We start from the raw sequence: 26,887 nt of genomic DNA, 5'->3' as shown, positions 1-26,887 counted from the left end.
GGCAACCCGACGGACCATCAGGAGGATCTCCCATGCGACCTTGGCGTGCAGCGCTCTTCGGCGGACTCTTGCTGCTTGGCGGCGCCGTCGCTCTCCAGGGTCAGGCACCCAGCCTGCCGCAGGCGGCCGCGCCACAAGGCGATCTCGCCGCGCCGACGGCCCCGCCGGCAACTGCGGTTCTGACCAAGGCCGACGTCGATACCTGGCTCGACGGCTACATGCCTTTCGCGCTGCGCAGCGGCGATATCCCCGGCGCGGTGGTCACCGTCGTCAAGGACGGCAAGATCCTGACCGCGCGCGGCTTCGGCTATGCCGACGTCGCCAAGCGCAAGCCCGTCGACCCCACGCGTACCTTGTTTCGCCCGGGTTCGGTTTCGAAGCTGATCACCTGGACCGCGGTGATGCAGCAGGTCGAGCAGGGCAAGATCGACCTCGACCGCGACGTCAACGCCTACCTCGACTTCAAGATCCCCGCCGAGCACGGCAAGCCCGTGACCATGCGCCAGCTCATGACGCACACCGGCGGTTTCGAGGAAACGGGCAAGGGCATCATCTATTTCGACAAGAAGTGGGACTTGGCGCTCGGGGACTATCTCAAGCGCGCGGTGCCCAAGCAGATCTTCGTGCCCGGCTCGACCCCCGCCTATTCGAACTGGGGCACGACGCTCGCGGCCTATATCGTCCAGCGCACCTCGGGCGAGGAGTTCGCGACCTATACCGACCGGCACGTCCTGGGTGCGCTTGGAATGCGTCATTCGTCGATGCGCCAGCCGCTGCCCGCGGCGATCGCGACCGACATGTCGGTCGGCTATAAGCCGGGCGGCAAGGTCAACGAAGGCTTCGAGATCGTCGGCCCCTGGCCTGCGGGTTCGCTCTCGGCTTCGGGTACCGACATGGGCCGCTTCATGATCGCGCACCTGCAGCGCGGCGAGATCGACGGCCAGCAGATTCTCCGGCCCGAAACCGCCGACATGATGCACGACAGCCCGCTCGCGAAGGTCGATCCCCTCTCGCTGGTGCCGCCACTCAACCGCATGGAACTGGGCTTCTTCGAGACCAACGTGAACGGCCGCGAAGTCATCGCCCATCTCGGCGATCTCGAGGCCTTCCACACCTCGCTGCACCTGTTCATGAAGGACGGTGTCGGCTTCTACGTCTCGTTCAACAGCGCCGGCAACCAGGGCGCCGCGGGCGACTTGCGCAACGCGCTGTTCATGGATTTCGCCGATCGCTACTTCCCCGACCAGAGCCCGCCCGACGGCCGCGTCGACGCCAAGACCGCCAAGCAGCACGCGCAGATGATGGTCGGCATGTGGGACGCGAGCCGGCGGTGGGAAACCAACTACTTCTCGGTGATCAACCTGCTCGGCCAGTTCAAGGTCGCGGTGAACGAGAAGGGCGAACTGGTGATCCCCGGTCTCAAGGGCGCCAACGATCGTCCGCGCGAATGGGTCGAGATCGCGCCCTTCGTCTGGCGCGACAAGTTCGGCCACGATCGCCTCGCCGCCAAGGTCGAGAACGGCCAGGTCGTGCGCTGGTCGATGGACTTCTTCTCGCCGTTCGAAGTGTTCGATCGCGTGCCGACCAGCCGATCGAGCGCCTGGATCCTGCCTGCGCTCTACGCGAGCTTGGGCGTGCTCGCGCTGACCCTGATCGCCTGGCCCTGGGGTTGGTTCCAGCGCCGCCGCTACAAGGCCGAACTCGGGCTCGAAGGCTCGGCGCTCAAGGCCTATCGCGCCGTCCGCGTGATGGCCGGCGCGACGCTCGCCGTGCTGGGCGGCTGGGTTGCAGCCTTCTCGATGCTGATGCAGAGCCCGAGCGCGCTTGCGGGCGGGCTCGATCCATGGCTGTGGCTGCTGCAGGTGCTCGGCGCCGTGGTCTTCGTCGGCGCGCTGCCGATCGCCGGCTGGAACGCCTGGGCCGCCTGGACGGGCGGGCGCAAGTGGACGGGCAAGCTGTGGAGCGTGCTGCTCGTGCTCGCCGCGCTGATGGTGCTCTACTTCGCGGTGACCTTCGGTCTTCTCGCGATGACGGTCGCCTACTGATGGGCCAGCTCAAGCTTACCGTCGCCACCGAGACCTTGCGGCTGGCGCAGCCGTTCCGGATCGCGGGCCACGTGTTCGAGAGTTCGGACGTGATCGTCGTCACGCTTGACGACGGCACGCACCAGGGGCGCGGCGAGGGTGGCGGCGTCTTCTTCCTAGGCGACGACGTGCCGCATATGCTCGCGGCGGTCGAGGCGGCGCGCGGCGCGATCGAGATCGGCGCGAGCCGCGAGGAACTGCGTGCGATCATGCCGCCAGGCGGCGCGCGCAACGCAGTCGACTGCGCGCTGTGGGAGCTTGAGGCGAACCGCGCCGGCCTGCCTGTCTGGCAACTTGCCGGCCAGGCGACGCCGCGCGCGCTGCGCACGACCTTCACCTTGGGTGCGGACGCGCCCGAGGTCATGGCGCGCGGCGCGACCGGCTATGCCGGCGCCAAGGCGATCAAGATCAAGCTGACCGGCGAACTCGATCTCGACGTGGCGCGTGTCCGGGCGATCCGCGCCGCACGGCCCGATGTCTGGCTGGGCGTCGACGGCAACCAGGGTTTCACGATCGCCGACCTGCCGGCGCTCGTGGAGGCCATGGTCGCCGAGCGCGTCTCGCTGATCGAGCAACCGCTGGCGCGCGGATGCGAGGCCGATCTCGACGGCTTTGTCTCGCCGATCCCGATCGCCGGCGACGAGAGCCTGCTGTCGCTCGCCGATCTCGACGGTGCGGTCGGGCGCTTCCAGGTGGTCAACATCAAGCTCGACAAGTGCGGTGGTCTGACCGAGGGGCTGCTGATGGCCGCGAAGGCGCGCGAACTCGGGCTAGAGGTCATGGTCGGCAACATGGTCGGCACGAGCCTGGCCATGGCGCCCGGCTTCGTGCTCGGCCAGCTCTGCGACGTCGTCGATCTCGACGGGCCCACCTTCCTCGCGCAGGATCGCCAACCGAGCGTGACCTATGCCCAGGGCGATATCTGGGCCGGGCCCGAAGTCTGGGGTTCGGGCGTGCCCGTCGCCGCATGACCGACGAGAAAACCTGGTTCGGCCAGCCGCGCGGGCTGACCGTGCTGTTCCTCACCAACATGTGGGAGCAGTTCTCGTACTACGGCATGCGCGCGCTACTGGTCTATTACATGACCAAGGAGCTGTTGCTCGGGCAGGGCACCTCGTCGTTCATCTACGGTGCCTATACGGCCGGTGCCTATTTCACCCCGATTTTCGGCGGCCTGATCGCCGATCGCCTGCTCGGCAAGCGCCGCGCGATCATGGTCGGCGCGAGCGTGATGTGCGTCGGCCATTTCATGATGACCTTCGAGCCGCTGTTCTACGTGGCGCTGATCACGATCGCGCTGGGCAACGGCCTGTTCCTGCCGAGCCTGCCGAGCCAGGTCGGCGATCTCTACCAGCCGCAGGACCCCCGGCGCGGCTGGGCCTACAACGTCTATTACGTCGGCATCAACATCGGCGGATTCCTGGCGCCGCTGATCTGCGGGACCGTGGGCGAACTCTATGGCTGGCACTACGGCTTCGGCATCGCCGGGATTGGCATGGCCGTGGGCCTCGTCATCTATCTCTCGGGCCAGCGCTACCTGCCGCCCGAGCGGCCGCGGACGATCGATCCGGCCGCCGCGCCGCGGGGGCCGGCCTTTACCCCGCGCATCCTGGCGCTGCTGTTCAGCATCGGTGTCGCGGTGACGCTGTTCCGTTCGGCCTACGAGCAGGTCGGCAATACCGTCGCGCTCTGGGCCGATAGCGGGATCGACCGCGCCGCCGGTGGTTTCACCATTCCGATGACCTGGTTCCAATCGCTGAACCCGCTGTTCGTCATGCTGCTGACGCCGCCGCTGCTGCGCTATTGGCGTGGGCGGGCCGAGGCCGGCCAGGACGCCGCGCCGCTCCGGCGCATGGCCACCGGCGCGCTGATCGTCGCGGCGGCCTACCTGATGCTCGCCGCGATAGCCTGGGCCACCGGCGACGGTCGCGCGAACTGGCTGTGGCTGGCGTTGTTCTTCCTGTTCTTCACCTTCGGTGAACTGTTCATTCTGCCGACGGGGCTTGGGCTCTTCGCACGGCTCGCGCCGCTCAGTCTGGGCGCAACGACGGTGGCGGCCTGGTTCCTGATCACCTTCACCGGCAGCCTCAGCGCCGGGCTGGTCGGGGCGCTGTGGAGCGGGCTCGATCACGCGGCCTTCTTCGTGCTGCTGGCGGTCCTGGCGGTGCTGGCATCACTGCTCCTGCGGCTGCTGAGCGCGCCGACAGAGGCGGTCGAGCACTACAGGCGCATCGACGCTGAAATGGATTGACAGTTTTCTTACAAAGACAATATTGTCCTTATCAGGATAAAAATATCGAAATGGCGTTCCGGGAGGGGGAAGGCCTCTCCGGCCCGCGGCAACGAAGCGATCGCTTCTCGACCCGGAACCGAGCGGACCTGCCTGGCGCCTTACGTCCCCGATGGGACCGATTTTCGGGAGGAATTATAAAATGAGACTATTTCGCAGCACTCTGCTGATTTCCGCTGGAGCCATGGCGATCGCCGCGGTTCCCGCGCACGCGCAATCGTCGATCACGGCCACCATGGACGACAACGACGTGATCGTGGTCACGGCCCAGAAGCGCGAGCAGACGCTGATCGACGTGCCGCAGTCGATCTCGGTCGTATCGAGCGATCTGCTCGAACGCTCGCAGGCCAACAGCTTCCAGGATTTCCTCAGCTACGTGCCGGGCCTGCAGGTCAACCAGTCCACGCCCGGTGCGGGACGCGTCGTGCTACGTGGCCTCAACACCGGCGGCGTGGCCTCGACCGTCGGCGTTTACGTCGACGAGACGCCGTTCGGTTCGTCGACGGCGCTGGCCAATGGCGCGGTCCTTGCCGGTGACTTCGACACTTTCGACATCGCCCGCGTCGAAGTGCTGCGCGGCCCGCAGGGCACGCTCTACGGCGCCAGCACCCTGGGCGGCCTGATCAAGTACGTGACCAACGAGCCCGTGCTCGGGAAGGTCGAGGGTCGCGTGCGCGCCGCCGTCGAGACCACGCGCGGGGGCGAGGCCTCCTATCACGGCAATGCCGTGGCCAACCTGCCGCTGGGCGATACGCTCGCGCTCCGCGCCGCCGGATTCTACCACAAGAACGGCGGCTGGATCGATTCCATCGGCACGAGCGGATCCTCGTACACCACGCCGATCACCTCGGACGTTGCGAGCAACATCAACGATTCCGAGAGCTACGGCGGACGCGTCTCGCTGCTGTTCAAGCCGAGCGAGGCTTTCGACCTCCGCCTGAGTGCCTTCCTCCAGAACATTCGCGTCAATGCGGCCTCTTCGGTGGAAAGCGATCCCAATACGCTTGCGACGCTCTACGGCCGCCAGACCCAGTCGCAGTTCTCGCCCGAGTTCTCCAATGTCGACTACCGGGTCTACAACGCCACGATCAATGCCGATCTCGGCTTCGCGACGCTGACCAGCTCGACCAGCTATGCCACGCAGAAGCAGTCCTTCCGCGACGACGCGACCTTCAACCTGAGCGGCCTCGTGCGCGCGCTGCTCGGCGCGCCGGCCAACGAATTCGTGCTCAACCAGAAGACCAACAACCGCAAGTGGACCCAGGAGGTCCGGCTGTCGTCGCATTCGAACGACACGTTCGAATGGCTGATCGGCGGCTTCTTCAACGACGAGAAGGGGCTGATCCTCCAGGACTACGCCGCCTACACCCCGGGTACGACGACCGCGATCGCCTTTCCCTTCGTGCTGGGCCACGTCGACATCACGTCGAAGTACCGCGAATATGCCGGCTTCGCGAACGGCACGCTGCATCTGGGTGAGCGGTTCGATATCGACTTCGGCGGGCGCTACAGCCACAACACCCAGGTCGCCAGCCAGGCCGCGGCGGGGGTTCTTGCGGGCAACGTTCCGGTCAACTCGAACCTGCGTTCATCGGACAACGTATTCACCTATTCGGTCGCGCCGAAGCTCAAGTTCTCCGATCGCGCGACGGTCTATGCGCGCGTCGCCAAGGGCTATCGTCCGGGCGGCCCGAACGTGATCGCGCCGAACGCACCGGCGGGCACGCCCGCGAGCTTCGATCCCGATACGGCGGTCAGCTACGAAGCGGGCGTGAAGGGTGAGACCGCCGACCGCAGCTTCGCGCTCGACCTCTCGGTGTTTCATATCGACTGGAACAAGATCCAGCTGCTCACCGTCGTCAACGGCTTCGGCGTGAACATCAACGGCTCGAGCGCCAAGAGCGACGGCGCCGAATTCACCGCCACCTTGCGGCCGACCGCCGGCTTCGTCGTCTCGCTCAACGGCGCCTATACCGATGCGCGCCTCACCGGCGATGCGCCGGCCTTGGTCGGCGGTCGCAAGGGCGATCAGCTTCCCTTCACCCCGAAGTACGCGGTCTCGGTGAACCCGAGCTACGACTGGGGCCTAGGCGGCGATACCAAGGCCTTCATCGGCGGTTCGCTGCGCTATCTGTCCAAGCAGAGCGGCGGCTTCGATGCGACCTATCGGACCGCCAACGGCCGGCAGCGCCAGCTTCCGTCCTACGTCACGCTCGACCTGCGTGCTGGCGTGGACTTCGGCCGCTTCTCGATCGAGGCCTATGCCCGCAACCTCACCGATGCCGAGGGCAAGACCTCGACCGGTTCGCTGACCGCGAGCGGCCTGCCGTTGAATCCGGGCGGCGCCCTTTCGACCGGCGTGATCCGGCCGCGCACCTTCGGGCTCTCGCTCAGTGCCCAATACTGAAGCCAGGGCCGGACTGATCGATGGACCCGAAGTCGATGTGCCGGGCAGTGTGATGCTGCCCGGCCCCTATCTCCTCTTCCTTGGCGATACGGTCGAACCGGGTTTCGCCAAGACCGCCTTTGGCCTACGCGACTGGGCGCCCGATCGTTGCGTGGGTGAACTGACGCTTCCGGGCGCGAAAGTCTCGACCGGACTTCCCGAACTGACGCTCGGCGAGGCCTATGCCCAAGGCGCGCGTGCGCTGCTGCTCGGCGTCGCCAGCCCTGGCGGCTTGATCCCGTCGCACTGGCGGCCGACCCTGATCGCGGCGCTCGAGGCCGGGTTAGACATTGTCGCGGGACTCCACGCCAAGCTCAATGCCGATCCCGAGCTGCGAACGCTCGCCGAGGCCAAGGGCCGCCGCCTGGTCGACGTGCGCACGCCGCCCGAGGGTATCCCGGTCGCCACCGGGCAGCCACGCACAGGCCGCCGCCTGCTGACGGTCGGCACCGACTGCGCGCTCGGCAAGAAATATACGGCGCTGGCGATCGCGCGCGGCCTCGCAGCGCGCGGGCTCGACGCGACTTTCCGCGCGACGGGCCAGACCGGCATCATGATCGCGGGCAGCGGCATGCCCATCGACGCGGTCGTCGCGGACTTCGTCGCCGGCGCTGCCGAATTGCTGAGCCCGGCTGCCGATCCCGCGCATATCGACGTGATCGAGGGGCAGGGCTCGTTGTTCCACCCGGCCTATGCCGCGGTCTCGCTGGGCCTGCTCCACGGCAGCCAGCCCGATCTCTTCGTGGTTTGCCACCAGCCGGGCCGCCAGGCTATCCTCGGCCTGCCGGGTTTCGGTATTCCAACGATCGAGGCGGTCATCTTGCAGACAGAAGCGCTGGGGCGCTTGACCAATCCGGCGATCCGCTGCGCGGGCATCAGCCTCAACACGGCGGGCATGACCGCGGCAGAGGCCGCGGCCGAAATCACCGCGATCGCGCAGCAAACCGGGCTGCCCGCCGCCGATCCGATGCGCGGCGGTGCTGAGTTCGAACGCCTGCTCGACGCCTGCGCCGGATGAGTTCGGTGGGGGGAGCACCGGGGCAACGGGAGAGCCGGTTCAAGCGGCTTCTCCTGCCCGGGCTCGCCTTCAAGGCCGTCGTCATCGGCGGCGGCTATGCGACCGGCCGCGAGATCGCCGAGTTCTTTCTCCCAGCCGGCCCTTGGGGCGGCCTGGCTGCCATGGTGCTGGCCACCGCGATCTGGAGCGCGGTCTGCGTCGCCACTTTCCTTTTCGCGCGCGCTACGCAGGCGCACGACTATCGCGCTTTCTTCAAGGGGTTGCTCGGCCGTGGCTGGATCGCCTTCGAGATCGCCTATGGCCTCTTCGTCGTTCTGCTGCTGGCCGTCTTCGGCGCGGCGGCGGGGGAGATCGCCCATCGCACGCTCGGATTGACGCCGATCCTCGGGACGGTCGCGCTGATGATCGGCATTGCCGGCTTTGCCGCTTTCGGCAACGCCTCGGTCGAGCGGCTGTTCGCCTGGGTCTCGGTGCTGCTCTACGGCGTCTATGCGGTGTTCCTGGTGCTCGCGCTGACGAGCTTCGGAGACCGCATCGCCGCGGCTTTCGCGCAGCCCGCGGCCGGCGGCGGCAACTGGCTCGAGGGCGGGCTGACCTATGCCAGCTACAACATCATCGGCGCGATCGTGATCCTGCCGGTGACGCGGCATCTTTCGAGCGATCGCGACGCCGTGGTCGCGGGGCTGATCGCCGGGCCGCTGGCCATGCTGCCCGCGCTGATGTTCTTCACTTGCATGACCGCGTTTCTTCCGGGGATTGCCAGCGAGGCGCTGCCGTCCGATTTCCTGCTCGGCCAACTCGGCCAGCCGCTGTTCCACGGGCTGTTCCAGCTGATGATCTTCGCCGCGCTGCTCGAAAGCGGCACGGGTGCGGTCCATGCGATTAACGAGCGGATCGCTGCAGCCTGGCAGCACCGCCGCGGCGTACCGCCGGCCGTGCCGGTGCGCGCGGCGATCACGCTCGTGCTCCTCGTTCTCTGCATGCTCGTCGCCGATCGGATCGGCCTGATCGCGCTGATCGCCAACGGCTATCGCCTGCTCGCCTACGTGCTCATCGCCCTCTACATCGTGCCGCTGCTGACCCTTGGTCTGTGGCGGCTGCGCGCTGGTCGGCGCTCCCTCGGAGAAACCGCATGAAGTTCGCCTCCGCCCTCGCGGCGATCCCGCTTGTCGTTCTCGCCGCGGCGGCCGCGGCCGAACCACCCAAGGACATCAACGCCCGCATCGAGGCAATCCGCCAGTCGTCGGGAACGCCGGGCATGGCCGTCGCGATCGTCGAGAACGGCAAGGTCGTGCTCGCCAAGGGCTATGGCCAGCGCAAGCTCGGTGCGCCCGAGAAGGTCGATGCCGACACGATTTTCATGATCGGTTCGACCGGCAAGGCGCTGACCGCGGCGGCGCTCGCGACCTTGGTCGATTCCGGCAAGATCGGCTGGGACGACAAGGTCGTCGATCACGTGCCCGACTTCCAGATGTACGATCCCTGGGTCACGCGCGAGATGACGATCCGCGACCTGCTCGTGCATCGCAGCGGCCTCGGGCTCGGCGCCGGCGATCTGCTGACCGTGCCGCGTGGTACGCTGTCGCGCGACGAGGTCGTGCGCCGGTTGCGCTACATCAAGCCGGCGACGAGCTTCCGTAGCGGCTATGCCTACGACAACATCCTCTATGCCGTTGCCGGGCTGGTTATCGAGCGCGTCAGCGGGCAGTCGTGGGAAGACTACATGAAGAGCCACGTCTTCGCGCCTGCGGGAATGCGCGACGCGGCCGCCGACTACCGGACGCAGACGAGCGCGCCGAACCGCGCGCAGCCGCATGGCCGCGTTGGCGCAGTGCGTGGCGACGGGTCGCAGGCGGTGCTCGACGAGCGCGACCAGCTGGGCCGTGCCATGGCGCCGGCGGGGCTGCTGGCGATGAGCGCCAACGACATGGCGCGCTGGCTGCAGATCCAGCTGGCCGGCGGTGCGCTGCCCGAGGGCGGGCGCCTGTTCAGCGCCGCGGCGGGCAAGGAGATGTGGACCCCGGTCACGCAGATCCCGATCTCGCCGGCCCCCGCGCCAATCGCAGGGACGACGCCGACCTTCGACGCCTATGCGCTTGGCTGGGAGGTGCGCGACTATCACGGTACGCGCATCGTCTGGCATGCCGGCGGGCTGCTCGGCTTCACCTCGATCGTCTGCCTGATCCCCGAAAAGAACGTCGGCTTCGCGATCGAGGTCAATGCCGAGGAGAGCGAGCCGCGCCACGGGCTGATGTACGAATTGATCGACCATTACCTCGGCCTGCCGAAGCAGGACTGGCCGACCCGCTTCCACGACTATCGCGCAAAGCGCATCGCCGATGCGGTTGCGGCGATCAAGCAGACGGCGGCCTCGCCGGCGCAGGTCGGTCCCTCGCTGCCCGCGGCGCGCTATGCGGGTACCTACAGCGATCCCTGGTACGGCCGGATCGAGATCGGCTCGGACGCCAAGGGTCTGAAGGTCGATTTCACACCGACCCCGGGCATGAGCGGACGCCTGGTACACTACCAGTACGATACTTTCGTCGCGCAGTTCGACGATCCGGGGATCGAGAAAGCCTATCTGACCTTCCAGCTCGATGCCGACGGCAAGGTCTCGGCCATTTCGGCCAAGCCGGTCTCTCCGATCGCCGATTTCAGCTTCAACTATAAAGACCTGCTGTTCACCCCAGTCGCCGCCCTGACCAAAGGGGCCGGCCAGTGAGCCCGGGCAAAGCGGCACTGGCGCTCGCAGCCGCTCTGGTGTTCGCCGCGCCCGCCGCCGCAAAGGAGGATTACGCCGCGCGCGTCGCTAAGGTCCTGAAGGCGACGCCGCTGATCGATGGGCACAACGACTGGGCCGAGGCCTTGCGCGAGCGTGAGGGGGAGGGCCGCTGGACCATCGACCTGACCGCGGGGCTCGACAAGCGTCCGGTGCCTTACAACACCGACATCGCCCTGCTCCGACGTGGCATGGTTGGCGGCCAGTTCTGGTCGGTCTTCGTTTCGCCGACCCAGCCAGGTCCCGTGCAGGTCAAGGAGACGCTCGAACAGATCGATCTCGTGAAATCGATCGTCCGCCGCTATCCGCGCGACTTCGCGCTCGCGCGTACCGCGGCCGACGTCCGGCGCATCCACAAGAGCGGGCGGATAGCCTCGCTGATCGGCATCGAGGGCGGCGGCCAGATCGACGGCAGCCTCTCGGTCCTGCGCACCTATCGCGATCTCGGCGTGGGCTATCTGACCCTGACCCATGTCCTCACCACCGACTGGGCGGATTCGGCGACCGACAATCCCAAGCACGGCGGCCTCACGCCGTTCGGCGAGGAGGTGGTGCGCGAGCTCAACCGGCTGGGCGTGCTCGTCGATCTCAGCCACGTCAGCGACGAGACGATGCGCGACGCGCTGCGCATCTCCAAGGCGCCGGTGATCTTCTCGCATTCGAGCGCGCGGGCGATCGACGACCATACGCGCAACGTGTCCGACGACACGCTGAAGCTCGTCGCGGCGAACGGCGGCGTGGTCATGGTGAACTTCGCCGAGCTCTACGTGTCCGACGCCTATCGCCGCTGGTCGGCCGACCAGGCGGCCGAAAAGACCCGCCTCAACGCGCCGCCCTATGGCGGACTCTATGTCGGCGAGCCCGACAAGGCCGCCGCCGCTCTGGACGCCTGGAACAAGGCCCATCCCGCGCCGCGCGTGACCCTGGCCGAAGTGGCCGACCACATCGACCATATCGCCAAGGTGGCCGGGCACGACCACGTCGGCCTCGGTGGCGACTATGATGGTGTCGGCAACGCGCTGCCCGAAGGCCTTGGCAGCGTCGCGACCTACCCGGCGCTCCTCGAGGAGCTCATGCGTCGCGGCTGGTCCGACGTCGACCTCTCCAAGCTTGCCGGCGGCAACGTGCTGCGCGTCATGGAGCAGGCCGAGAAGGTGGCTTTCGCAGGCGATGCAGCCGGTCTGTGACGTCGATCCAGCCTAGTCGCAGGTGACCAGCACGTTCGTGATCTCGAAGGTCGAGACGTTCGGTTCCCATTCGATCCGCGGCGACGAGGCGAGCCTGATACCGGGCACGCGCAGCAGCCGGTCCATCAGGAACAAGGTTTCGTTGAACGCCAATGGCGAGCCCGGGCAACGGTGCATGCCGTTGCCGAAGCTCATCATCGGCGCCTGATCGCCGAGCCTTTCCTTGCGCGAGAGATCGATCGCGTGGGGGCAGGCGCCGACCAGCGCGGGATCGTGGTTGGCGTGTCGGATGGACAGGCCATAGCGCGTGCCCGCGGTGAACTCGCCCTTCGCGTTCTCGGGCAGGTTCTCGGGCGCGCGGCGATAGAGCGTCGAGACGATCGGATCGAGCCGCAGAATCTCTTCGAGGATGCCCATCTTGCCTTCGTAGTCGGCGGCGAGGAAAGCGTCCTTGAGATAGTCCTTCTCGAGCATGTGCCAGGCGACCATCGAGATGAATTCGCGCGTGGTCTGCATGCCCGCGCCGCAGAGCATCATGACGTCGGCCAGGATCGCGCGGTCACCGTAGTTCTCCTTCACCAGTGTGGAGATCACGTCATCCTGCGGCGTCTGACGGCGCGCCTTGACCGTGGGCAGCACGTCCTTGCGCCAGAACATCATCGTGTCCCAGATCCGGCGTACCTTCGCATAGCGCAGGCGCCAGCCGGTCATCGTGCGCATCTTGGTGGCGTAAAGGCAGTTTTCGATCCGCTTGGCGGTCTTCTTCATGCCCTCGCGGTCCTTGCCGCGGGTGACGCCGATCAGGTCGCCCACCAGGGTCACGGCCATCTGCCAGGAGACTTCGTCGATGCGCAGTTGCTTGTTCTTCTCGAGATCGGCGACGAGCATGTCGGCCGTCTTGCGCATCAGCGGCTCGAAATGCTCCTTGATGTAGCGCGGCGAGAAGTAGCTCGTGATGTGCTTGCGCCGGTCGCGGTGGGCCTTGCCGTCGAGGAAGATCAGCGGCACTTCCTCGGGCTTCATCCCGACTGCACCGGCATCGAAAACGTCCTGCATCATGTGTGGACTGCGCAGGATGCTTTTGACCCGGTCGCCGTCGTAGACGACCTCGGCCTTCTTCTTGAATATCTTGCCCTGCTCGTAGAGATCTGCCGTTTTCCGGTCGTCCCGATCGTGATCCAGCGGCGGCTGTGCAAGGGTGGCCACGCGTACTCTCCAGTTTGTCGTTATGATATAGCGCTTCTCATAGTTCCGACGGGAAGTCGCGAGCAACCGCTAGCCGCCGGTCTGCCGTTGCGGGCTCTGATGGCTGCCTCGTCATGCAACTTCGCGCGCGCCGACGGTGAGGACCCTCGGACAGGGAGGAAGGCTAGACATTGGTCGGATAAACCGGCGCACGGCATGGACTCTACCCGCCGCTTCGCATAGCCCAAGATCATCGCTGCCGGACGTCCGGGCCGTTACCCGGATAACCCACCGGCAGTTTTGCCTTATTGATTCCCTGATTTATCCTGCCCTGCGGATCGCTCCGCAGGGCACTTTTTTGCGTGGGGCTCACGCACTGCAGAGTGCCGCGGTCGCTGGCGACTTCCGCCGCGTCAGCAGAACCGCGCCCAGGCCGATCGCCGAAGTCGCCGCGCCGGCGAGGGCCATGGTCGGATAGCCGAGATCGAGGGCGATCACGCCGCCGCCGAGCGCTGCGCCCAGCGCGTTGCCGAGATTGAAAGCGCCGATGTTCACCGACGATGCGAGATTGGGCGCATCGGCGGCGGCGGTCATGACGCGAACCTGCAGTGGCGGCACCAGCGCGAAACTCGCCACGCCCCAGAGGAAGATCAGCACCGCGCTCACCCCGGCGTGCGGCATCAGCGCGGCGAAGGCGACCAGCACGAGTGACAGAGAGGCGAGCGTGACGATCAGCGTACGGTCGACCGAGCGGTCGGCGAACTTGCCGCCGAGCCAGTTGCCGATCGTCAGCCCCAGGCCATAGGTCACGAGCATCGCCGTGACGAAACCGAGCGAGGCGTGGGTCACCTCGCGGAGGATCGGGACGATGTAGGTGAACACGGTGAACATCGCGCTCGACCCGACGACGGTCAGCGCCAGGGCGCCGAGGACGGGACCCCGCGCGAGAACGCGCACTTCGGCCATGGCGCTGCCGTGGTCTTCGGCCGGGAGCGCGGGCAGCGTGAGGCGCAACGCGGCTATCGTTGCGAGGCCCAGCGCGGCGATTCCCCAGAACGCGGCGCGCCAGCCCATGTGCTCGCCCGCCCAGGTCGCCAGCGGCAGGCCGACGACATTGGCGATCGTAAGGCCCATGAACATCGCGGCGACCGCGCCGGCCTGCCGCTGCGGCGGCACCAGGCTGGCGGCGACGATCGAGCCGACGCCGAAGAAGGCGCCGTGGTTGAGCGAGGTGATGATCCGCGCGAACAGCAGCATCGCATAGCCGTCCGAGACCGCCGCGAGCACGTTGCCGATCGTGAACACCGCGGCCAGGCCGATCAACAAGGCGCGGCGCGGCACGCGTCCGGTCGTCAGGGTCATCAGCGGCGCGCCGGCCATGACGCCGATCGCATAGGCGCTGATCAGTAGACCGGCTGCGGGGATCGACACGCCGAGATCGTCGGCGATGACGGGCAGCAGGCCCATGGGAGCGAATTCGGTCACGCCGATGCCGAAGGCGCCGACCGAAAGGGCGAGGAGTCCGGGATTGAACTTCATCGTCGCGATCCTTCAGACGAGCGCGGGGTTGAGGCGCGCGAAGCCCTGTTGCTGGCGATAGGGCGAGTGTGGGTAGGGCGGCAGTTCCTGGCTGGCCGCATCGAGCGCGGCGATCTGCTCCGGCGTAAGCGACCACCCGACCGCGCCGAGGTTCTGGCGGAGCTGTTCCTCGTTGCGCGCGCCGATTATCACCGACGACACGGTGGGCCGCTGCAGGAGCCAGTTGATCGCGATCTGCGGCACCTTTCGTCCGGTCTCGGCGGCGACCGCCTCTAGCGCGTCGATCACGCGATAGAGGTATTCGGTCTCGACCGGCGGGGCGAACTGTTCGGTGTCGTGCAGCCGGCTGCCGGAGGGGAGCGGTCGATCGCGTCCGACCTTGCCGGTCAAGCGGCCCCAGCCGAGCGGGCTCCAGACCAACGCGCCGATTCCCTGGTCGACGCCGAGCGGCATGAGATCGGCTTCATAGGCACGGCCGATCAGCGAATAGTAGGCCTGATGCGCGACGAAACGCTGCCAGCCGTTGCGCTCGGCAACCGCCTGGGCCTTCATCAGCTGCCAGCCGGGATAGTTCGACACCCCGGCGTAGCGCAGCTTGCCCGCGGCGATCAGCTGGTCGAGCGTGGCCATCAGCTCCTCGACCGGAGTCGAGGCGTCGAAAGCGTGGAGCTGGAGCAGGTCGATGTGATCGCTGCCCAGCCGGCGCAGCGAGGCCTCGACCGCGCGGATCAGCCGCGCGCGCGAAACGCCCCAGTCCTGTGGGCCGTCACCCAGGGGCAGGCCGGTCTTGGTCGAGATCAGCACCGCGTCGCGCCGGCCCCGGATCGCTTCGCCGAGAATCTGCTCGGACGCGCCGTCCGAATAGACGTCGGCCGTGTCGAACAGCGTCACGCCAGCGTCGAGGCAGATGTCGATCAGGCGGCGAGCCTCGCTCGCGTCGCTCTGGCCCCAGGCGCCGAACAGCGGTCCCGTACCGCCGAAAGTGCCGGTGCCGAAGCTCAGGGCCGGAACGCGCAGTCCCGACGATCCCAATTGCCGATATTCCATGGTTGGACCTTCGATTGCAAATTCGGAGCATAGATGGACTGCACAGCCGTGGCTGAGTAGCGTGAATGCAGGCGAAAGATTTTTGCAGCAGGAGCAAAGATGATCGGAGATTCCAGGCTGGCGGGTGGCGGCGATCGCGCGCGCGCGCTGGAGATCTTTGCCGCCGTGGTCGATCACGGCAGCTTTTCCGCGGCGGGGCGGCTGCTCGGGCTGACGCCTTCGGCGGTGAGCCGCGCGATCGACCGGATCGAGACGCGGCTCGGCGTGCGCCTGCTGCTGCGCTCGACGCGGGCACTGTCGTTGACCGCCGAGGGGCAGGCTTATCTCCTGTCGGCCCGGCGCATCCTCGCCGATCTCGACGATGCCGAGCAGCAGATCGCCGATCAGGGCGCACCGCGCGGCCGGCTGCGGGTGAGCGCCGCGCTTTCGCACGGCCGGCTCTGCATCGTGCCGCTGCTCGGCGAATTCGTTCGGCTCTATCCGCACATCCTCGTCGACATCGCCCTGACGGACACGCTGATCGATGTTGCGGCGGGCCAAGCCGACGTCGCGATCCGCTTCGGGCCTCTCGCGGACAGCACGCTGACCGCGCGCAAGCTCGGCGAGAACCGACGGGTGATAGTGGCTTCTCCCGATTATCTTGCACGACATGGCACACCTCGGTCGCCTGAGGACCTGCTCGCGCACAACTGCCTGAATTTCGATTTCCGTCGCGCGGAGCCCGTCTGGCCCTTCGTGCGTGACGGCGAGGAATTCTGCCTGCCGATGCACGGCAATCTGGAAGCTAACAACGGCGAAACCTTGGGGCAGCTCGCCGCGATCGGCGTCGGCATCGCTCGGGTCGGTGCTTTCAGCGTCGCCCCCGAACTGGCCGACGGGCGCCTCGTGCCCATCCTCGAGCAGTTCAATCCGGGCGACATCGAACTGGTGCACGCGGTCTTCGTCGGTGGCGCCAACACGCCCGCGCGCGTTCGCGCCTTCGTCGATTTCTTGGCCGGGCGCTTGCGGTAGTCCGTGCCTGGAACGCCGAGTCCGCGTTATTTCCCGTCGACTGGCCCCGACGATTGCAAAATCGCGCGAAACACCTATTTAGATGAGGCAATCGTCGCCTGCGACGGACCTTATCGGCCTTGCGCCTTTTCGATCCCTCACACGCACCAAGCTCCGCACACTCCGTGGTGGCGGATCATTTTCTATTGATAGGATCGTTTCATGCCCGTTGGCACCGTCAAATTCTTCAACGCCGACAAGGGCTATGGTTTCATCCAGCCGGACGACGGCACTCCCGATAGCTTCGTGCACATCAGTGCCGTCGAGCGTTCGGGCATGGCTACCCTGACCAAGGATCAGCGCGTGAACTACGAGCTCGAAACCGACCGTCGCGGCAAGGTTGCCGCAGTCAATCTCACTTCGGCGTAACCGCATGGCGAAGGAAGAACTTCTCACTCTCGAGGGCGTGATCGACGAGCTCTTTCCCGACGGACGCTGTGGCGTCATGCTCGAGAACGACCATCGGATCATTGCCTATACCGCGGGCAAGATGCGCAAGTTCCGCATCAAGTCGATCGTCGGCGATCGTGTCCGCGTCGAAATGACACCGTACGATCTTACCAAGGGTCGGATCGTCTTTCGCGAAAAGGTGGCGGGTTCGGGCGGCCCTGGGCGCTTCCGCCGCTAACGCGGGCTTGGCCTCCGGCCTGGCCGGCGGATCCCCGGATACAGGAGTTTCGCATGGCAGAGGCTATCACCTTCTACCGCAACCAGGCCGAAAGCTGCGGTAAGGCTGCCGCCGAGGCCAGCCTGGAAAACGAGCGCGACAAGTTCCTGCAGGCGCAGGCCGCCTGGCAGGCGCTCGCCGACAAGACCGCGATGGTCCAGGCGCAGGCCGCCAAGCGCGAGGCCGAACGCGCGCGGGTGCAGACCGAACAGTAAATCGTGATGGAGCGCGGGCCTCAGGCTTCGCGCTCTACACGTAGTCGCGTTTCTGGGTGAAGCTCTCGAAGGTGTCCTTGTCTTCGAGCTGAATGCCGAAGCTCTTCGTCAGCATCGCCATCGTCACATAGGTGCCTACGAGCGCCACCACTTCCATCAACTGAACCTGCGAATAGGTCTGGGCCAGCGCGTTCCAGGTCGCATCGCCTATGCGCTGCGTCCGCACCAGATCCGCGGCCGCTTGTGCCAGCGTGGCGTCGAAGCCGGAAAGCTCCGTCTTTGTGCCGCTGGCTGCGACGATCGTCGCTGCGTCGAGACCTGCCGTTTGCGAGATCATCGCATGATGGCGGGCTTCGTATTCTTCGTCGCAGAGTGCGAGCGTGCGCATAACCAGAATCTGTCGGTCGTGTGGGGGCAGGTTGGTGCCGGCGATGACCTTGGCGATCAGCGGCATGAACACCGTGTAGAATTCGGGATGATGCACGAGCACAGCCGCGAAGTTCATCGTGCCCCATCCGCCCAGCAATGTCGTTTGCGCCGCGTCGAGCTCGTTGGCGGTCGCGGGCGAAATGCGGGCGGGATAGTCGGGCATGGCGATCCTCTCTGTCTCTGCGCTCGCGAAGCGCGCGAGGCAGACTGGCGCGAAGCCGTGCCGATTGCACGCGGGCGATGCGGCAAGCTTGGATGGTCGCCGCGTCGCGTTCCAATCATTGACGCGGTGAAGCATTTTCCCGGGGAACCGCGGGGCAGGGCGTAAAGCTCGTGGCAAGCGCGGTTAAAGGAATTTCAGAATCGTTTTACGATTTGTTTACTACATCAGTTTACCAAGCACCTGTTCGGTCCATTTTTTGGTTCGGATGTTCGACATTCTCTCTCCTGTCTGCCCCCGGCCCCGGCCGGGGGATCTTGTCCGGAAGACCGAAGGAACTAGCGGTCGGAAGGGTCAGAAGAGGGGCTGGCGGAAAAAATTGCATTAAGGGCTAAAAATTTTGGAATGGTTGGAATTCGCGGAAATCCGGGCCTTTGGGACCAGAAAGACGCTGCTTCGAACCCTCCGAGTTCAGGAATTTTAATCCGTTGGTAACCAAGGGTCTTAATAATACCCCTTAGTAACCGCTCTTGTTGCTGGAGGTCGCTCGAAGGGTCGAGCGGCACCCCCGGGAAACCGGGTGAGTTTTTAGGAACTGATCATGGCTGTTATCAACACTAACATCGCCGCCATGAAGGCGTCGAATGCGTCGACTTCTGCGAATAGAATGCTCGGCAGCGCTATGGAGCGTCTGTCGACGGGTAAGCGCATCAACAGCGCAAAGGACGATGCCGCTGGCCTCGCCATTGCGACGACGATGACTTCCCAGGTGCGCGGCATGAACCAGGCTATCCGTAACGCGAACGATGGTATCGCGTTGGCGCAGACGGCCGATGGCGCGCTCAACGAAGTAACGAATATGCTTCAGCGTATTCGCGAACTCTCGATCCAGTCGAAGTCGGGCACCTACAGCTCGACCGACCGTACGAACCTGCAGGCGGAAGTCTCGCAGCTCACGAGTCAGATCGACGACATTCTGTCCAACACCAAATTCAACGGCGTGACGCTGTTCTCCAAGACGGCGAGCGCCAGCGTCACGATCACGATCCAGGCCGGCGACGCTGCTGCCAGCACGATCGATCTGCGCATCGACGGCGTCGATGGCACGAAGCTCACCAACACGGCGCTCGACGTGTCGGACACTTCGAAGGCTGCGACCACGATCAGCAACGTCGACTCGGCGCTGACCTCGATCAACACCACGCGCGCCGCGCTGGGTGCCGGCCAGAGCCGTCTGGAATCGGCCGTCAACAACCTGACGACCAACATGACGAACCTGTCGGAAGCCCGCTCGCGCATCGAGGACGCGGACTACTCTTCGGAGACGACCGCGCTGGCCAAGGCCCAGATCCTTGCCCAGGCCTCGACTGCGATGATCTCGCAGGCGAACCAGAGCCAGCAGAACGTCCTCTCGCTGCTCAAGTAAAACAGCCATAGGTAACGCCTGTCCCTTCCAGGCGAGCCCGACGGTCCTACTTGGACCGTCGGGCTAATACCGCATGCGTCGACGGCGCATGGCAAGGGAAACGATCCTCCTGGTGGACGCCGCAAGCGACTTGTGGTGATCTGATGCCGAAGAGGATCGAGGTTGAACGAAGCCGGCACCGACTTTCCGCCAGGCGCTTTCGACCGGATCGACGAGGGCGACGACAGCGCCTTCTACGCACCGTCTCGGCTTGTCACCCATATCGACGAGCGCGCGATCGCCGCGCTGACCGCGTGCTACCGCACCGAACTGTCTCCCGGCGACCAAGTGCTTGACCTGATGTCGAGCTGGGTCAGCCATCTCCCGCCAGAGCTCCAACTCGGCGAATGCGTCGGCCACGGCATGAACGCCGAAGAGCTGGCGGCCAATCCGCGTCTCGATGCCTGGTTCGTCCAGGATCTCAACCGGCATTTTGCGCTGCCGTTCGGTTCCGCGCGCTTCGATGCCGCGCTGTGCTGCGTCAGCGTGCAGTATCTGCAGAACCCCGTCGCGGTCTTTACCGAGGTGCGCCGCCTGCTGCGGCCAGGCGCGCCGTTCATCGTCAGCTTCTCCAACCGTTGCTTCCCGACCAAGGCTGTCGCGATCTGGCGCGCGCTCGATCTACCGCGCCATGCCGGCCTCGTCGGCGCCTACGCCGAACGCGCGGGTTTCGCCGCGGTCGAGGCCCGCCTGCTCGTCAACGGTGGCGCGGGCGATCCACTGGTGGCGGTGATCGCCCGCGCCTAGATCGCGGGCGCAACATAAGACGATTGCGAAGCAAGCGCTTGGTGATTTATCTCTGAAGCGAAGGCTGGGGGCGGATTCGCGCGAAGACGCGCGCCCCGATGGCCATAGAGGGAGAAGGGTGATGAGCGGAGTTTTTGCCGGCGTGCGCGTGATCGAACTGGCGCAGTACGTCTATGTCCCCGGTGCCGGCGTGATGCTGGCCGACCAGGGCGCCGAGGTGATCAAGATCGAGGCGATCGAAGGCGACCCCTACCGCACTTTGCGCATCGCGGGCGGCAGCCGTAATCTCGGCAAGGTCAACATCGCCATGGAACAGAACAACCGCAACAAGAAGAGCGTCGCGCTCGATCTCAAGAGCGAAGAGGGGCGCGAGGCTCTGCTCAAGCTGGTCGAGACCGCGGACGTCTTCCTCACCAGCCTGCGGCCCAAGGCCCTGCGCGGTCTGCGGCTCGAGGTCGAGGATCTGCGCGCGCGCAATCCCAGGCTCATCTATGCGCGCGGCAACGGCCTGGGCTTCCGCGGCGCCGAGGCGGACAGGCCGGGCTTCGACGCCTCGGCCTTCTGGGCGCGCGGCGGCGCCTGCTTCGCCTTCACGCGTCCCGGCCAGCAGCCGACCTCGCCGCGTCCGGCCTATGGCGATCATACGGGTTCCATGGCGATCGCATTCGGAATCGCCGGCGCCCTGTTCAAGCGCGCGCAGACCGGCGAGGCCCTGGTGGTCGAGAACTCCTTGCTGTCGACGGCGGCATGGGTGTTGTCGGGCGACATCACCGCGGCGCAGATTCCCGGCTATGTCACGCACCAGGCGACGCCGATCAAGGTGCCGCTCAAATATGCCTATGCCACGCGTGATGGTCGTATGGTCCAGTTCATGGTCCTGAATCCAGAGCCTGCCTGGCCGGGGTTCTGCGAGGCGATCGGGCTGCCGGAGATCGTCGACGATCCGCGTTTCGCGACCGAGGAAGCGCGCAATGCGAACGCCGACGTGCTGATTCCCTTGATCCAGGAGAAATTCGGCGCCCGCGACTATGCCGAATGGAAGCCGATCCTTTCGGGACTCGATGCGCCGTCGGAACTGATCAGTTCGATCGACGACGTGATCAACGATCCGCAGGTCCACGCCAATGCCATGATCCAGACGATGACTGTGGAGGATCGTGAGATCAACGTGGTCGCCGGACCGACCGCCTTCGACGGTGCCCCGGTCTCCGGACGGCTCGATCCCGCCCCCGCGCTCGGTGCTCATACCGAGGCCCTGCTGCGCGAGGTCGGCTATGGCGAGGCGGAGATCGCGGACCTGCGCGCAAGATCGGTGGCGCGCTGAGGGCTGCGGTAGTGATCGCACGCGCGAGCGTGCCGTTTCGGGACAGGCTTGCGATTGCAAGATGCTGTAATAATTCGTCAATTCCTAGATGCTAGAAAATATTGGCGGGCCCGGCTCCATTGGCTGCAGTCGGGTCCGCTACTCGATAGGCGCATCGCGCGAGCCGCCGAGACGGCTTTCCCTCCGACGCCGACCGATCCCTGCAAAGAGATTGCTGGTGTTATCCTGCGCAAGGCCGCATGATGCTCCTTCCGGCCCGCGAGTCCGGCATCTGATCTCAAGTCGCTTTTGCAGTTCTGCCCCCAGTGCCTAGCTGGGCTTTCCGGCCCATAGCGGAGGGAGATTTTTGAATGCGCACCAATTGGACCAAGGACTTTCTCGGCCGCCGGATCGACCGTTGCTATCTGATCGCCGCCTGGACTCGTATTGCCGAGAAGCGTGAAGCCTATCTCAAGCTGGCACGCTATTATCGTGGCATTCTGGCGAGCATGTCGAACAGGAATCTTGTGCCCGAAGGCGCCTGAGCGTCAGCGCGAACGACAGAATCGTCGCGAGACCTCCATCATGACAGCATCAGGCGCGGCGTCGTTCGAGCTGCGTATCGTATAGCTGGCTGATCGCTGCCGGAACCTTCGCTGCGGGAAGCGCGCGCGAATAGAGAAATCCTTGTCCGGTATCGCAACCCATGGCGCGGAGCAGGGCTTCCTGCGCCGGGGTCTCGACGCCTTCGGCGATGACCTCGAGCCCCAGGCAGCGGCCGAGATTGACCACGGTCGACGAGATCGCATCGGCATCGACGCTAGAGCCGATCTGCTGGATGAACGAACGGTCGATCTTGAGCAGGTCCACCGGGAACTGGTTCAAATGCGATAGCGACGCATAGCCCGTGCCGAAATCGTCGAGCGCAATGCGGATGCCCATGCCGCTGAGCTGCTGGAGCACGTGCTTCACCTCGTCGGCGCCCTGGCCGAGGAACACGTTCTCGGTCACTTCGATCTGGATGCAGCTCGGCAGGAGGTCTCGTTCGGCCAAGCGCGCGCAGATGGTCTCGACGAAGTCCTCGCGGCGGAAATCGGTGCTGGTGACGTTGATCGCGACGTGGCCGAAGTCGATCCCGGCGGTCGTCCAGATGCGGACGTCGTCAAGGACCCCTTCGAGCATGCGGTCGCTCAGCAGGGTGCCGAGCACTGGATCGTCGAAGGCCGCCTCCAGTGCGTCGGGGCCGCGGAGTTGCCCGTCGCGGTCGTGCCAGCGCAAGAGCGCCTCGAAACCGACGATCCGCGAAGTCCGCAGGCAGACCTTGGGCTGATAGTGCGGGACGATGGCGCTGCGCTGCAATGCGAGACGCGCCGAGGTGATCATGGTCTGGTGCCGTTCGACCTCGATCATCATGGCGCGCTCGAAGATCCGCAGCTGCGCACGGCCGCCGGCTTTGGCCGCATAGAGCGCGATATCGGCGGCCTTCATGATCTCCGAGCGATCTCGGCCGTCGCGCGGGATGAAGCTGGCCCCCATACTGGCACCGCATTCGAGCAGGCGGCCTGCATGCATGATGGGGCCGCGCAGGCCCTCGTAGATGCGCTCGGCGATCCGCTCGACATCGGCGTTCGACCGCGCTGCGACCAGGAGAGCGAATTCGTCGCCGCCGGTCCGCGCGACGAGATCGCCCTCCGGAAGGGCGGCCGCGAGGCGGCTGGCGATCTCGCAGAGCAGCGCGTCGCCGGCATCGTGTCCGAGCGAATCATTGATCGTCTTGAAGTTATCGACGTCGACGATGATCATCGCGGCGGAATCCGATTGGCCTGCCGTAGCGAGAAGGCTGTCGAGCCTGTCCTGCAGGAGCGCGCGGTTGGGCAGTCCGGTTAGCGCGTCGTGCTGGGCCATCCAGATCGCCTGTTCCTCGGACTTTTTCTGGTGGGTGATGTCGCGCGACACCACGATCAGGCGGCCCGAGGTGTCCGACGTGCGATTGATGACGTTGTCGAACCAGCGCTTTTCGTTCGACGAAGTCGAATGGCAGGTCATGAGATTCACGGGCTTGCCCGAACTGGCTTTCGCCAGCGCCGCCAAAGCGCTTTCCCGATCTTCGGGAGGCAGAAGGGTCAGCCAGTTCCGGCCGATCAATGAATCGCCGTCGTGCGCGTCTTTGCCGGGGCGCTTGCAGAAGGCGATGTTATGATCCTGATCGAGGATCAGCGTGTGGTCGGGGCTCGATTGCAGGATCGTCTCGTTCAGCGATCGGCTGCGTTCGAGTTCACCAATCGCCGTCATCCAGGAGACCATCATGCGATGGAGCCCGAACGAGGCCGAGAGGATCGTCAACATGAAGACCGGTAGCTGGACGCTGATGACCGGCATGATCGGCTCGGAGGTGAGCAGGCCAGCGGCGGCGCAGGGCAGCAGCGCGGCAACAACCATGACCGCCGCGAGACGCGGCGTGCCGAAATTGCGCAGGCACATGCCGCAGACCATTGCCGCGGCCGACAGGCAGGCGATCGTCGCGAGGACCCAATCACTGCTGGCGATGCAGATGAACGTTCCGAACCCGACCGAACCGGCCCAGACGCAGGACAGCCATGCCGCGAGCGCGCGAGGCGGAGTTCCACCGGCGGCAACTCGCTGACGTCCGTGCAGCAGCACGCCGAGGCGCACGATACCGAGCACGACTTCGAAAATCAGCCAGCCGATGAATGGCGCGGTGGCGTGGCGGAGCGCCGCGATCGCGGCCACCGCCGTCGTGTTGAGCACGCCGCCGAGGAAGATCGGAACCGATAGAAACAGGCCGTTCGCTAGGCGGGTGGCGATCGCAGCGGGCACGTCGGTGGGCGTTCCCAGCAACCAGGATGCCAGCTTTTCAGACTGTTCCCGAAACCCGACCATTACCCATTCAACCCGTGCGACTTGCGCCAAAGGCCTACAGACGATTGGTTAACAATCCGCGCGCTCCGAAGCCGGAATCGGCGAATTTCTGCGGTAATTGCATCTGATCATACGGTTGCCGAGCTGATCAAGGCGCTGGCCTTGGCGCTGCTGATATGGATGGGAGAGGGCGACGGCGCTGGCGACATTCGACGATGTCGGCCGTGTGCACGCGAATGTCTCTCTTGCTCGCATCGGCGCGCCTTGACGAGATCGGCACCCTTTTCGCCAATCATGATCGCCGCGGCCCCGCGGCCCCGCGGCGCCGCAGAGTGGGATCGACGACGGCGCACGCGTCGCTGCCGATCCGCGCCTTGCCCGCGATGTCCGATGTCTCGCGAGGGTGTCGCGTCCGCGGTCTCAGTCAAGCGCTTAGCCGGTGGGCTCGGCGGCCTTTGCGCGTCAGGCTGCGCGCTTGTGCTTCCCGAGGCTCTCGATGACGTCCTCGATCTTGCCGGGCCGGGCGAGATAATAGCCCTGCGCATAGTCGAAGCCTGCAAGCGTGGCTTCGACCAATTGCTGCTCGGTCTCGATCCCTTCCAGCACGCATTGCAGCGACAGCGTCTGCGCCAGGCCACGAATGGCGCTGACGAGGCGACGGCCGGTTTGGTCGTTGAGCCGCGCGGCGAAGCTGCGATCGATTTTGAGAATGTCGAAGGGCAGCTCGTGGAGGGTCGACAGGCTCGAGAAGCCCGTGCCGAAATCGTCCAGAGCAAGCTGCGCGCCCGTGTTCCGCAGTCTTTCGAGCGAGAGGCGCGCAGTACCGATATCGGTGATCAGCGAGTTCTCTGTGAGCTCGAACACGATCCGACGCGGTGCGACTCCCGAAGCAGCGAGCCGTTCGAGCAGGCACGTCACGGTCACTTCGTCGGCAATGTCGAGTGCCGACAGATTGAACGTCAGGCGAACGTTCTGTGGCAGCCGGGCCGCGCCTACGAGCGCCTTGTCGAACAGCGTCAGGGTGGTCCGGCGGGCCATGCCCACGCGCTCGGCGGCGGCGATCAGCTGTTCGGGCGAAACCGTGCCAATCTGTGGCGATTCCCATCGTGCCAGCGCCTCGACTGCGACGAGTTCGAGCTCGCGCGTCGCGAAGATCGGCTGGAACACGACCGAAAGTTCGCCATCGAGGTCCGCGGCCTGGAAGGCACTGTCGATCGCCTGTTCCGAACGGATCAGTTCTTCGAGCTCGCTCGAAAAGACGACGCAGGCGCCGCGCCTTTGCGCCTTGGCGTGATAGAGCGCGAAGTCGGCGCGGTCGAACAGGTCCTGCGCGGTCTGGCCGGCATCCGGATAGCTCGCCAGGCCCAACGAGCAGCCGACCACCACGGTCGCCTCGGGGAGTGGCACGGGCTCCTTGACGATGTCGCAGAACATCTGGCCTCGGGCCATGGCGTCACGCGCGTCGAGCCGCATGAGCACGCCGAATTCATCGCCGCCCAGGCGAGCGACCACCATCTCTCCGGCGCCCACATGGCGCAGGCGTTGCGAGATGATCTGGAGCAGCTGATCGCCCTGGGCGTGGCCATAGGTGTCGTTCACCGGCTTGAAGCCGTCGAGATCGAGCAAGGCGACGGTGAACGATTGCGCGCCATCGGCGAGCAGGCGATCGAGCTCGGCGAAGAAATACCGGCGGTTGGGCAGGGCGGTGAGCGGGTCGGTCTGTGCGAGCAGGGCGTTTTCCTCGCTGAGCTCCTGCGCTTCGGCGCGCTTCTGTTCGAGCGCTTGCTGCGACAATTCCAGGCTGAGGAATCCGGCGAACGAATCGCGCAGGACCTTCAGGATCACGCCGGTGACCAGCGCGATGTTGATCGCGATGGCGGAGATCACCTCGGAGCCCTTGGACAGGCAGTAGGCGAGGAAGGTGCCGATGACGATGGCGCAGACCAGGGCTGCGGCGTGCGGATGATAGCCAAGACAGAACACGCAGCCGAGCACGGTGACCGCAACGAACATTGCGACGTGCCCCTGCTCATAGGGGCCGCCATAATGGTCGAGCGCGATGGCCCAAGATACGAAGAGCACCGCCAGGATTCCGGCCATGATCAGCGTTCGCCGCAGCAGGCCGCGCGCTTCCGCCGGGGTGACCTGCCGGTCGGTTGGCATCATCATCCAGCGCACGGTGCGGACGATGCACGCGGTGATGAGCAGGGCCGGCAGAATCAGCGTCAATACGGTCGGCGCGACGTGGCGATGGGTGAAGGCGAGCGAGGCGGCGCTCAAGGAGAGAAGCGAATAGAGCGGGGCGATCTGGCGCTGCAGCTTGGAGACCTGTGCGACTTCGAAATCCGTCGCACCGGCCGCATAGCGGTACCGTTTCAGCAAGGAGAATCGTCCAT

22 protein-coding genes are annotated in these 26,887 nt (G+C 65.7%); 16 read left to right on the top strand and 6 right to left on the bottom strand.

What is annotated here, in order from left to right; all coding sequences use genetic code 11:
* Positions 1 to 32: 32 nt before the first annotated feature.
* The 8 genes from WG901_RS20290 to WG901_RS20255 all read left to right on the top strand — a co-directional run bounded on the left by WG901_RS20290 (position 33) and on the right by WG901_RS20255 (position 11,804).
* Complete coding sequence (locus WG901_RS20290) at positions 33 to 2,045, top strand: serine hydrolase domain-containing protein (RefSeq protein ID WP_339588946.1); 2,013 nt, start codon at positions 33 to 35, stop codon at positions 2,043 to 2,045.
* Positions 2,045 to 3,055 carry a dipeptide epimerase gene (locus tag WG901_RS20285; RefSeq protein WP_339588945.1) on the top strand — a complete coding sequence of 337 codons (1,011 nt, stop codon included), beginning with the start codon at positions 2,045 to 2,047 and terminating at the stop codon, positions 3,053 to 3,055. The genes WG901_RS20290 and WG901_RS20285 overlap by 1 nt, the downstream gene beginning before the upstream one ends.
* Complete coding sequence (locus WG901_RS20280) at positions 3,052 to 4,335, top strand: peptide MFS transporter (RefSeq protein ID WP_339588944.1); 1,284 nt, start codon at positions 3,052 to 3,054, stop codon at positions 4,333 to 4,335. The genes WG901_RS20285 and WG901_RS20280 overlap by 4 nt, the downstream gene beginning before the upstream one ends.
* Positions 4,336 to 4,516: 181 nt before the next feature.
* Positions 4,517 to 6,781: a TonB-dependent receptor gene (locus WG901_RS20275; RefSeq protein WP_339588943.1), complete on the top strand. Its 2,265-nt coding sequence runs from the start codon at positions 4,517 to 4,519 to the stop codon at positions 6,779 to 6,781.
* Positions 6,782 to 6,833: 52 nt separating this feature from the next.
* Entirely contained in the window at positions 6,834 to 7,838 is a 1,005-nt protein-coding gene (locus WG901_RS20270; protein ID WP_339589122.1) for a DUF1611 domain-containing protein, read from the top strand.
* A 5-nt stretch (positions 7,839 to 7,843) separates the two neighbouring features.
* Positions 7,844 to 8,974, top strand: a complete 1,131-nt coding sequence (locus tag WG901_RS20265) for a YkvI family membrane protein (protein WP_339588942.1) — start codon at positions 7,844 to 7,846, stop codon at positions 8,972 to 8,974.
* Positions 8,971 to 10,560: a serine hydrolase gene (locus WG901_RS20260; RefSeq protein WP_339588941.1), complete on the top strand. Its 1,590-nt coding sequence runs from the start codon at positions 8,971 to 8,973 to the stop codon at positions 10,558 to 10,560. Before WG901_RS20265 ends, WG901_RS20260 begins: the two co-directional genes overlap by 4 nt.
* Positions 10,557 to 11,804 carry a dipeptidase gene (locus WG901_RS20255; protein ID WP_339588940.1) on the top strand — a complete coding sequence of 416 codons (1,248 nt, stop codon included), beginning with the start codon at positions 10,557 to 10,559 and terminating at the stop codon, positions 11,802 to 11,804. The genes WG901_RS20260 and WG901_RS20255 overlap by 4 nt, the downstream gene beginning before the upstream one ends.
* A 12-nt stretch (positions 11,805 to 11,816) precedes the next feature.
* Here the strand turns inward: WG901_RS20255 and WG901_RS20250 are convergent, their stop codons facing one another.
* From WG901_RS20250 to WG901_RS20240, 3 genes are all read right to left on the bottom strand, one after another.
* Positions 11,817 to 13,010 carry a cytochrome P450 gene (locus WG901_RS20250; protein WP_339588939.1) on the bottom strand — a complete coding sequence of 398 codons (1,194 nt, stop codon included), beginning with the start codon at positions 13,008 to 13,010 and terminating at the stop codon, positions 11,817 to 11,819.
* A 348-nt stretch (positions 13,011 to 13,358) separates the two neighbouring features.
* Complete coding sequence (locus WG901_RS20245; protein ID WP_339588938.1) at positions 13,359 to 14,528, bottom strand: MFS transporter; 1,170 nt, start codon at positions 14,526 to 14,528, stop codon at positions 13,359 to 13,361.
* A gap of 12 nt (positions 14,529 to 14,540) precedes the next feature.
* Entirely contained in the window at positions 14,541 to 15,575 is a 1,035-nt protein-coding gene (locus WG901_RS20240) for an aldo/keto reductase (RefSeq protein ID WP_339588937.1), read from the bottom strand.
* Positions 15,576 to 15,674: 99 nt separating this feature from the next.
* Between WG901_RS20240 and WG901_RS20235 the strand changes: the two genes are divergently transcribed.
* From WG901_RS20235 to WG901_RS20220, 4 genes are all read left to right on the top strand, one after another.
* Entirely contained in the window at positions 15,675 to 16,586 is a 912-nt protein-coding gene (locus tag WG901_RS20235; protein ID WP_339588936.1) for a LysR family transcriptional regulator, read from the top strand.
* Between the two features lie 201 nt (positions 16,587 to 16,787).
* Positions 16,788 to 16,994 carry a cold-shock protein gene (locus tag WG901_RS20230; RefSeq protein ID WP_339588935.1) on the top strand — a complete coding sequence of 69 codons (207 nt, stop codon included), beginning with the start codon at positions 16,788 to 16,790 and terminating at the stop codon, positions 16,992 to 16,994.
* Positions 16,995 to 16,998: 4 nt separating this feature from the next.
* Complete coding sequence (infA, locus tag WG901_RS20225; RefSeq protein ID WP_264446122.1) at positions 16,999 to 17,253, top strand: translation initiation factor IF-1; 255 nt, start codon at positions 16,999 to 17,001, stop codon at positions 17,251 to 17,253.
* 53 nt (positions 17,254 to 17,306) lie between these two features.
* Positions 17,307 to 17,507 carry a hypothetical protein gene (locus tag WG901_RS20220; RefSeq protein ID WP_339588934.1) on the top strand — a complete coding sequence of 67 codons (201 nt, stop codon included), beginning with the start codon at positions 17,307 to 17,309 and terminating at the stop codon, positions 17,505 to 17,507.
* Between the two features lie 34 nt (positions 17,508 to 17,541).
* Here WG901_RS20220 and WG901_RS20215 read toward each other — a convergent pair whose 3' ends face one another.
* Positions 17,542 to 18,099, bottom strand: a complete 558-nt coding sequence (locus WG901_RS20215; RefSeq protein WP_339588933.1) for a carboxymuconolactone decarboxylase family protein — start codon at positions 18,097 to 18,099, stop codon at positions 17,542 to 17,544.
* 598 nt (positions 18,100 to 18,697) lie between these two features.
* Here WG901_RS20215 and WG901_RS20210 point away from each other — a divergent pair.
* The 4 genes from WG901_RS20210 (at position 18,698) to WG901_RS20195 (ending at position 22,156) form a co-directional block, all read left to right on the top strand.
* The gene (locus tag WG901_RS20210) at positions 18,698 to 19,522 is read left to right on the top strand and encodes a flagellin N-terminal helical domain-containing protein (RefSeq protein ID WP_339588932.1); all 825 of its coding nucleotides are present in this window, start codon (positions 18,698 to 18,700) and stop codon (positions 19,520 to 19,522) included.
* A 162-nt stretch (positions 19,523 to 19,684) separates the two neighbouring features.
* On the top strand, positions 19,685 to 20,308 hold the full coding sequence (locus WG901_RS20205; RefSeq protein WP_339588931.1) for a class I SAM-dependent methyltransferase: 624 nt from the start codon (positions 19,685 to 19,687) through the stop codon (positions 20,306 to 20,308).
* Between the two features lie 121 nt (positions 20,309 to 20,429).
* Positions 20,430 to 21,632 carry a CaiB/BaiF CoA transferase family protein gene (locus WG901_RS20200; RefSeq protein ID WP_339588930.1) on the top strand — a complete coding sequence of 401 codons (1,203 nt, stop codon included), beginning with the start codon at positions 20,430 to 20,432 and terminating at the stop codon, positions 21,630 to 21,632.
* 350 nt (positions 21,633 to 21,982) lie between these two features.
* The gene (locus WG901_RS20195; RefSeq protein ID WP_339588929.1) at positions 21,983 to 22,156 is read left to right on the top strand and encodes a hypothetical protein; all 174 of its coding nucleotides are present in this window, start codon (positions 21,983 to 21,985) and stop codon (positions 22,154 to 22,156) included.
* 49 nt (positions 22,157 to 22,205) lie between these two features.
* Here the strand turns inward: WG901_RS20195 and WG901_RS20190 are convergent, their stop codons facing one another.
* Both WG901_RS20190 and WG901_RS20185 read right to left on the bottom strand, forming a co-directional pair.
* The gene (locus WG901_RS20190; protein ID WP_339588928.1) at positions 22,206 to 24,470 is read right to left on the bottom strand and encodes a putative bifunctional diguanylate cyclase/phosphodiesterase; all 2,265 of its coding nucleotides are present in this window, start codon (positions 24,468 to 24,470) and stop codon (positions 22,206 to 22,208) included.
* 483 nt (positions 24,471 to 24,953) lie between these two features.
* Entirely contained in the window at positions 24,954 to 26,873 is a 1,920-nt protein-coding gene (locus tag WG901_RS20185; RefSeq protein ID WP_339588927.1) for a putative bifunctional diguanylate cyclase/phosphodiesterase, read from the bottom strand.
* Positions 26,874 to 26,887: the final 14 nt, after the last annotated feature.

The sequence above is a fragment of the Novosphingobium anseongense genome (genome assembly GCF_037482895.1).
GTDB lineage: Bacteria > Pseudomonadota > Alphaproteobacteria > Sphingomonadales > Sphingomonadaceae > Novosphingobium > Novosphingobium anseongense.
This window is presented reverse-complemented; position numbering and strand designations above follow the sequence as displayed.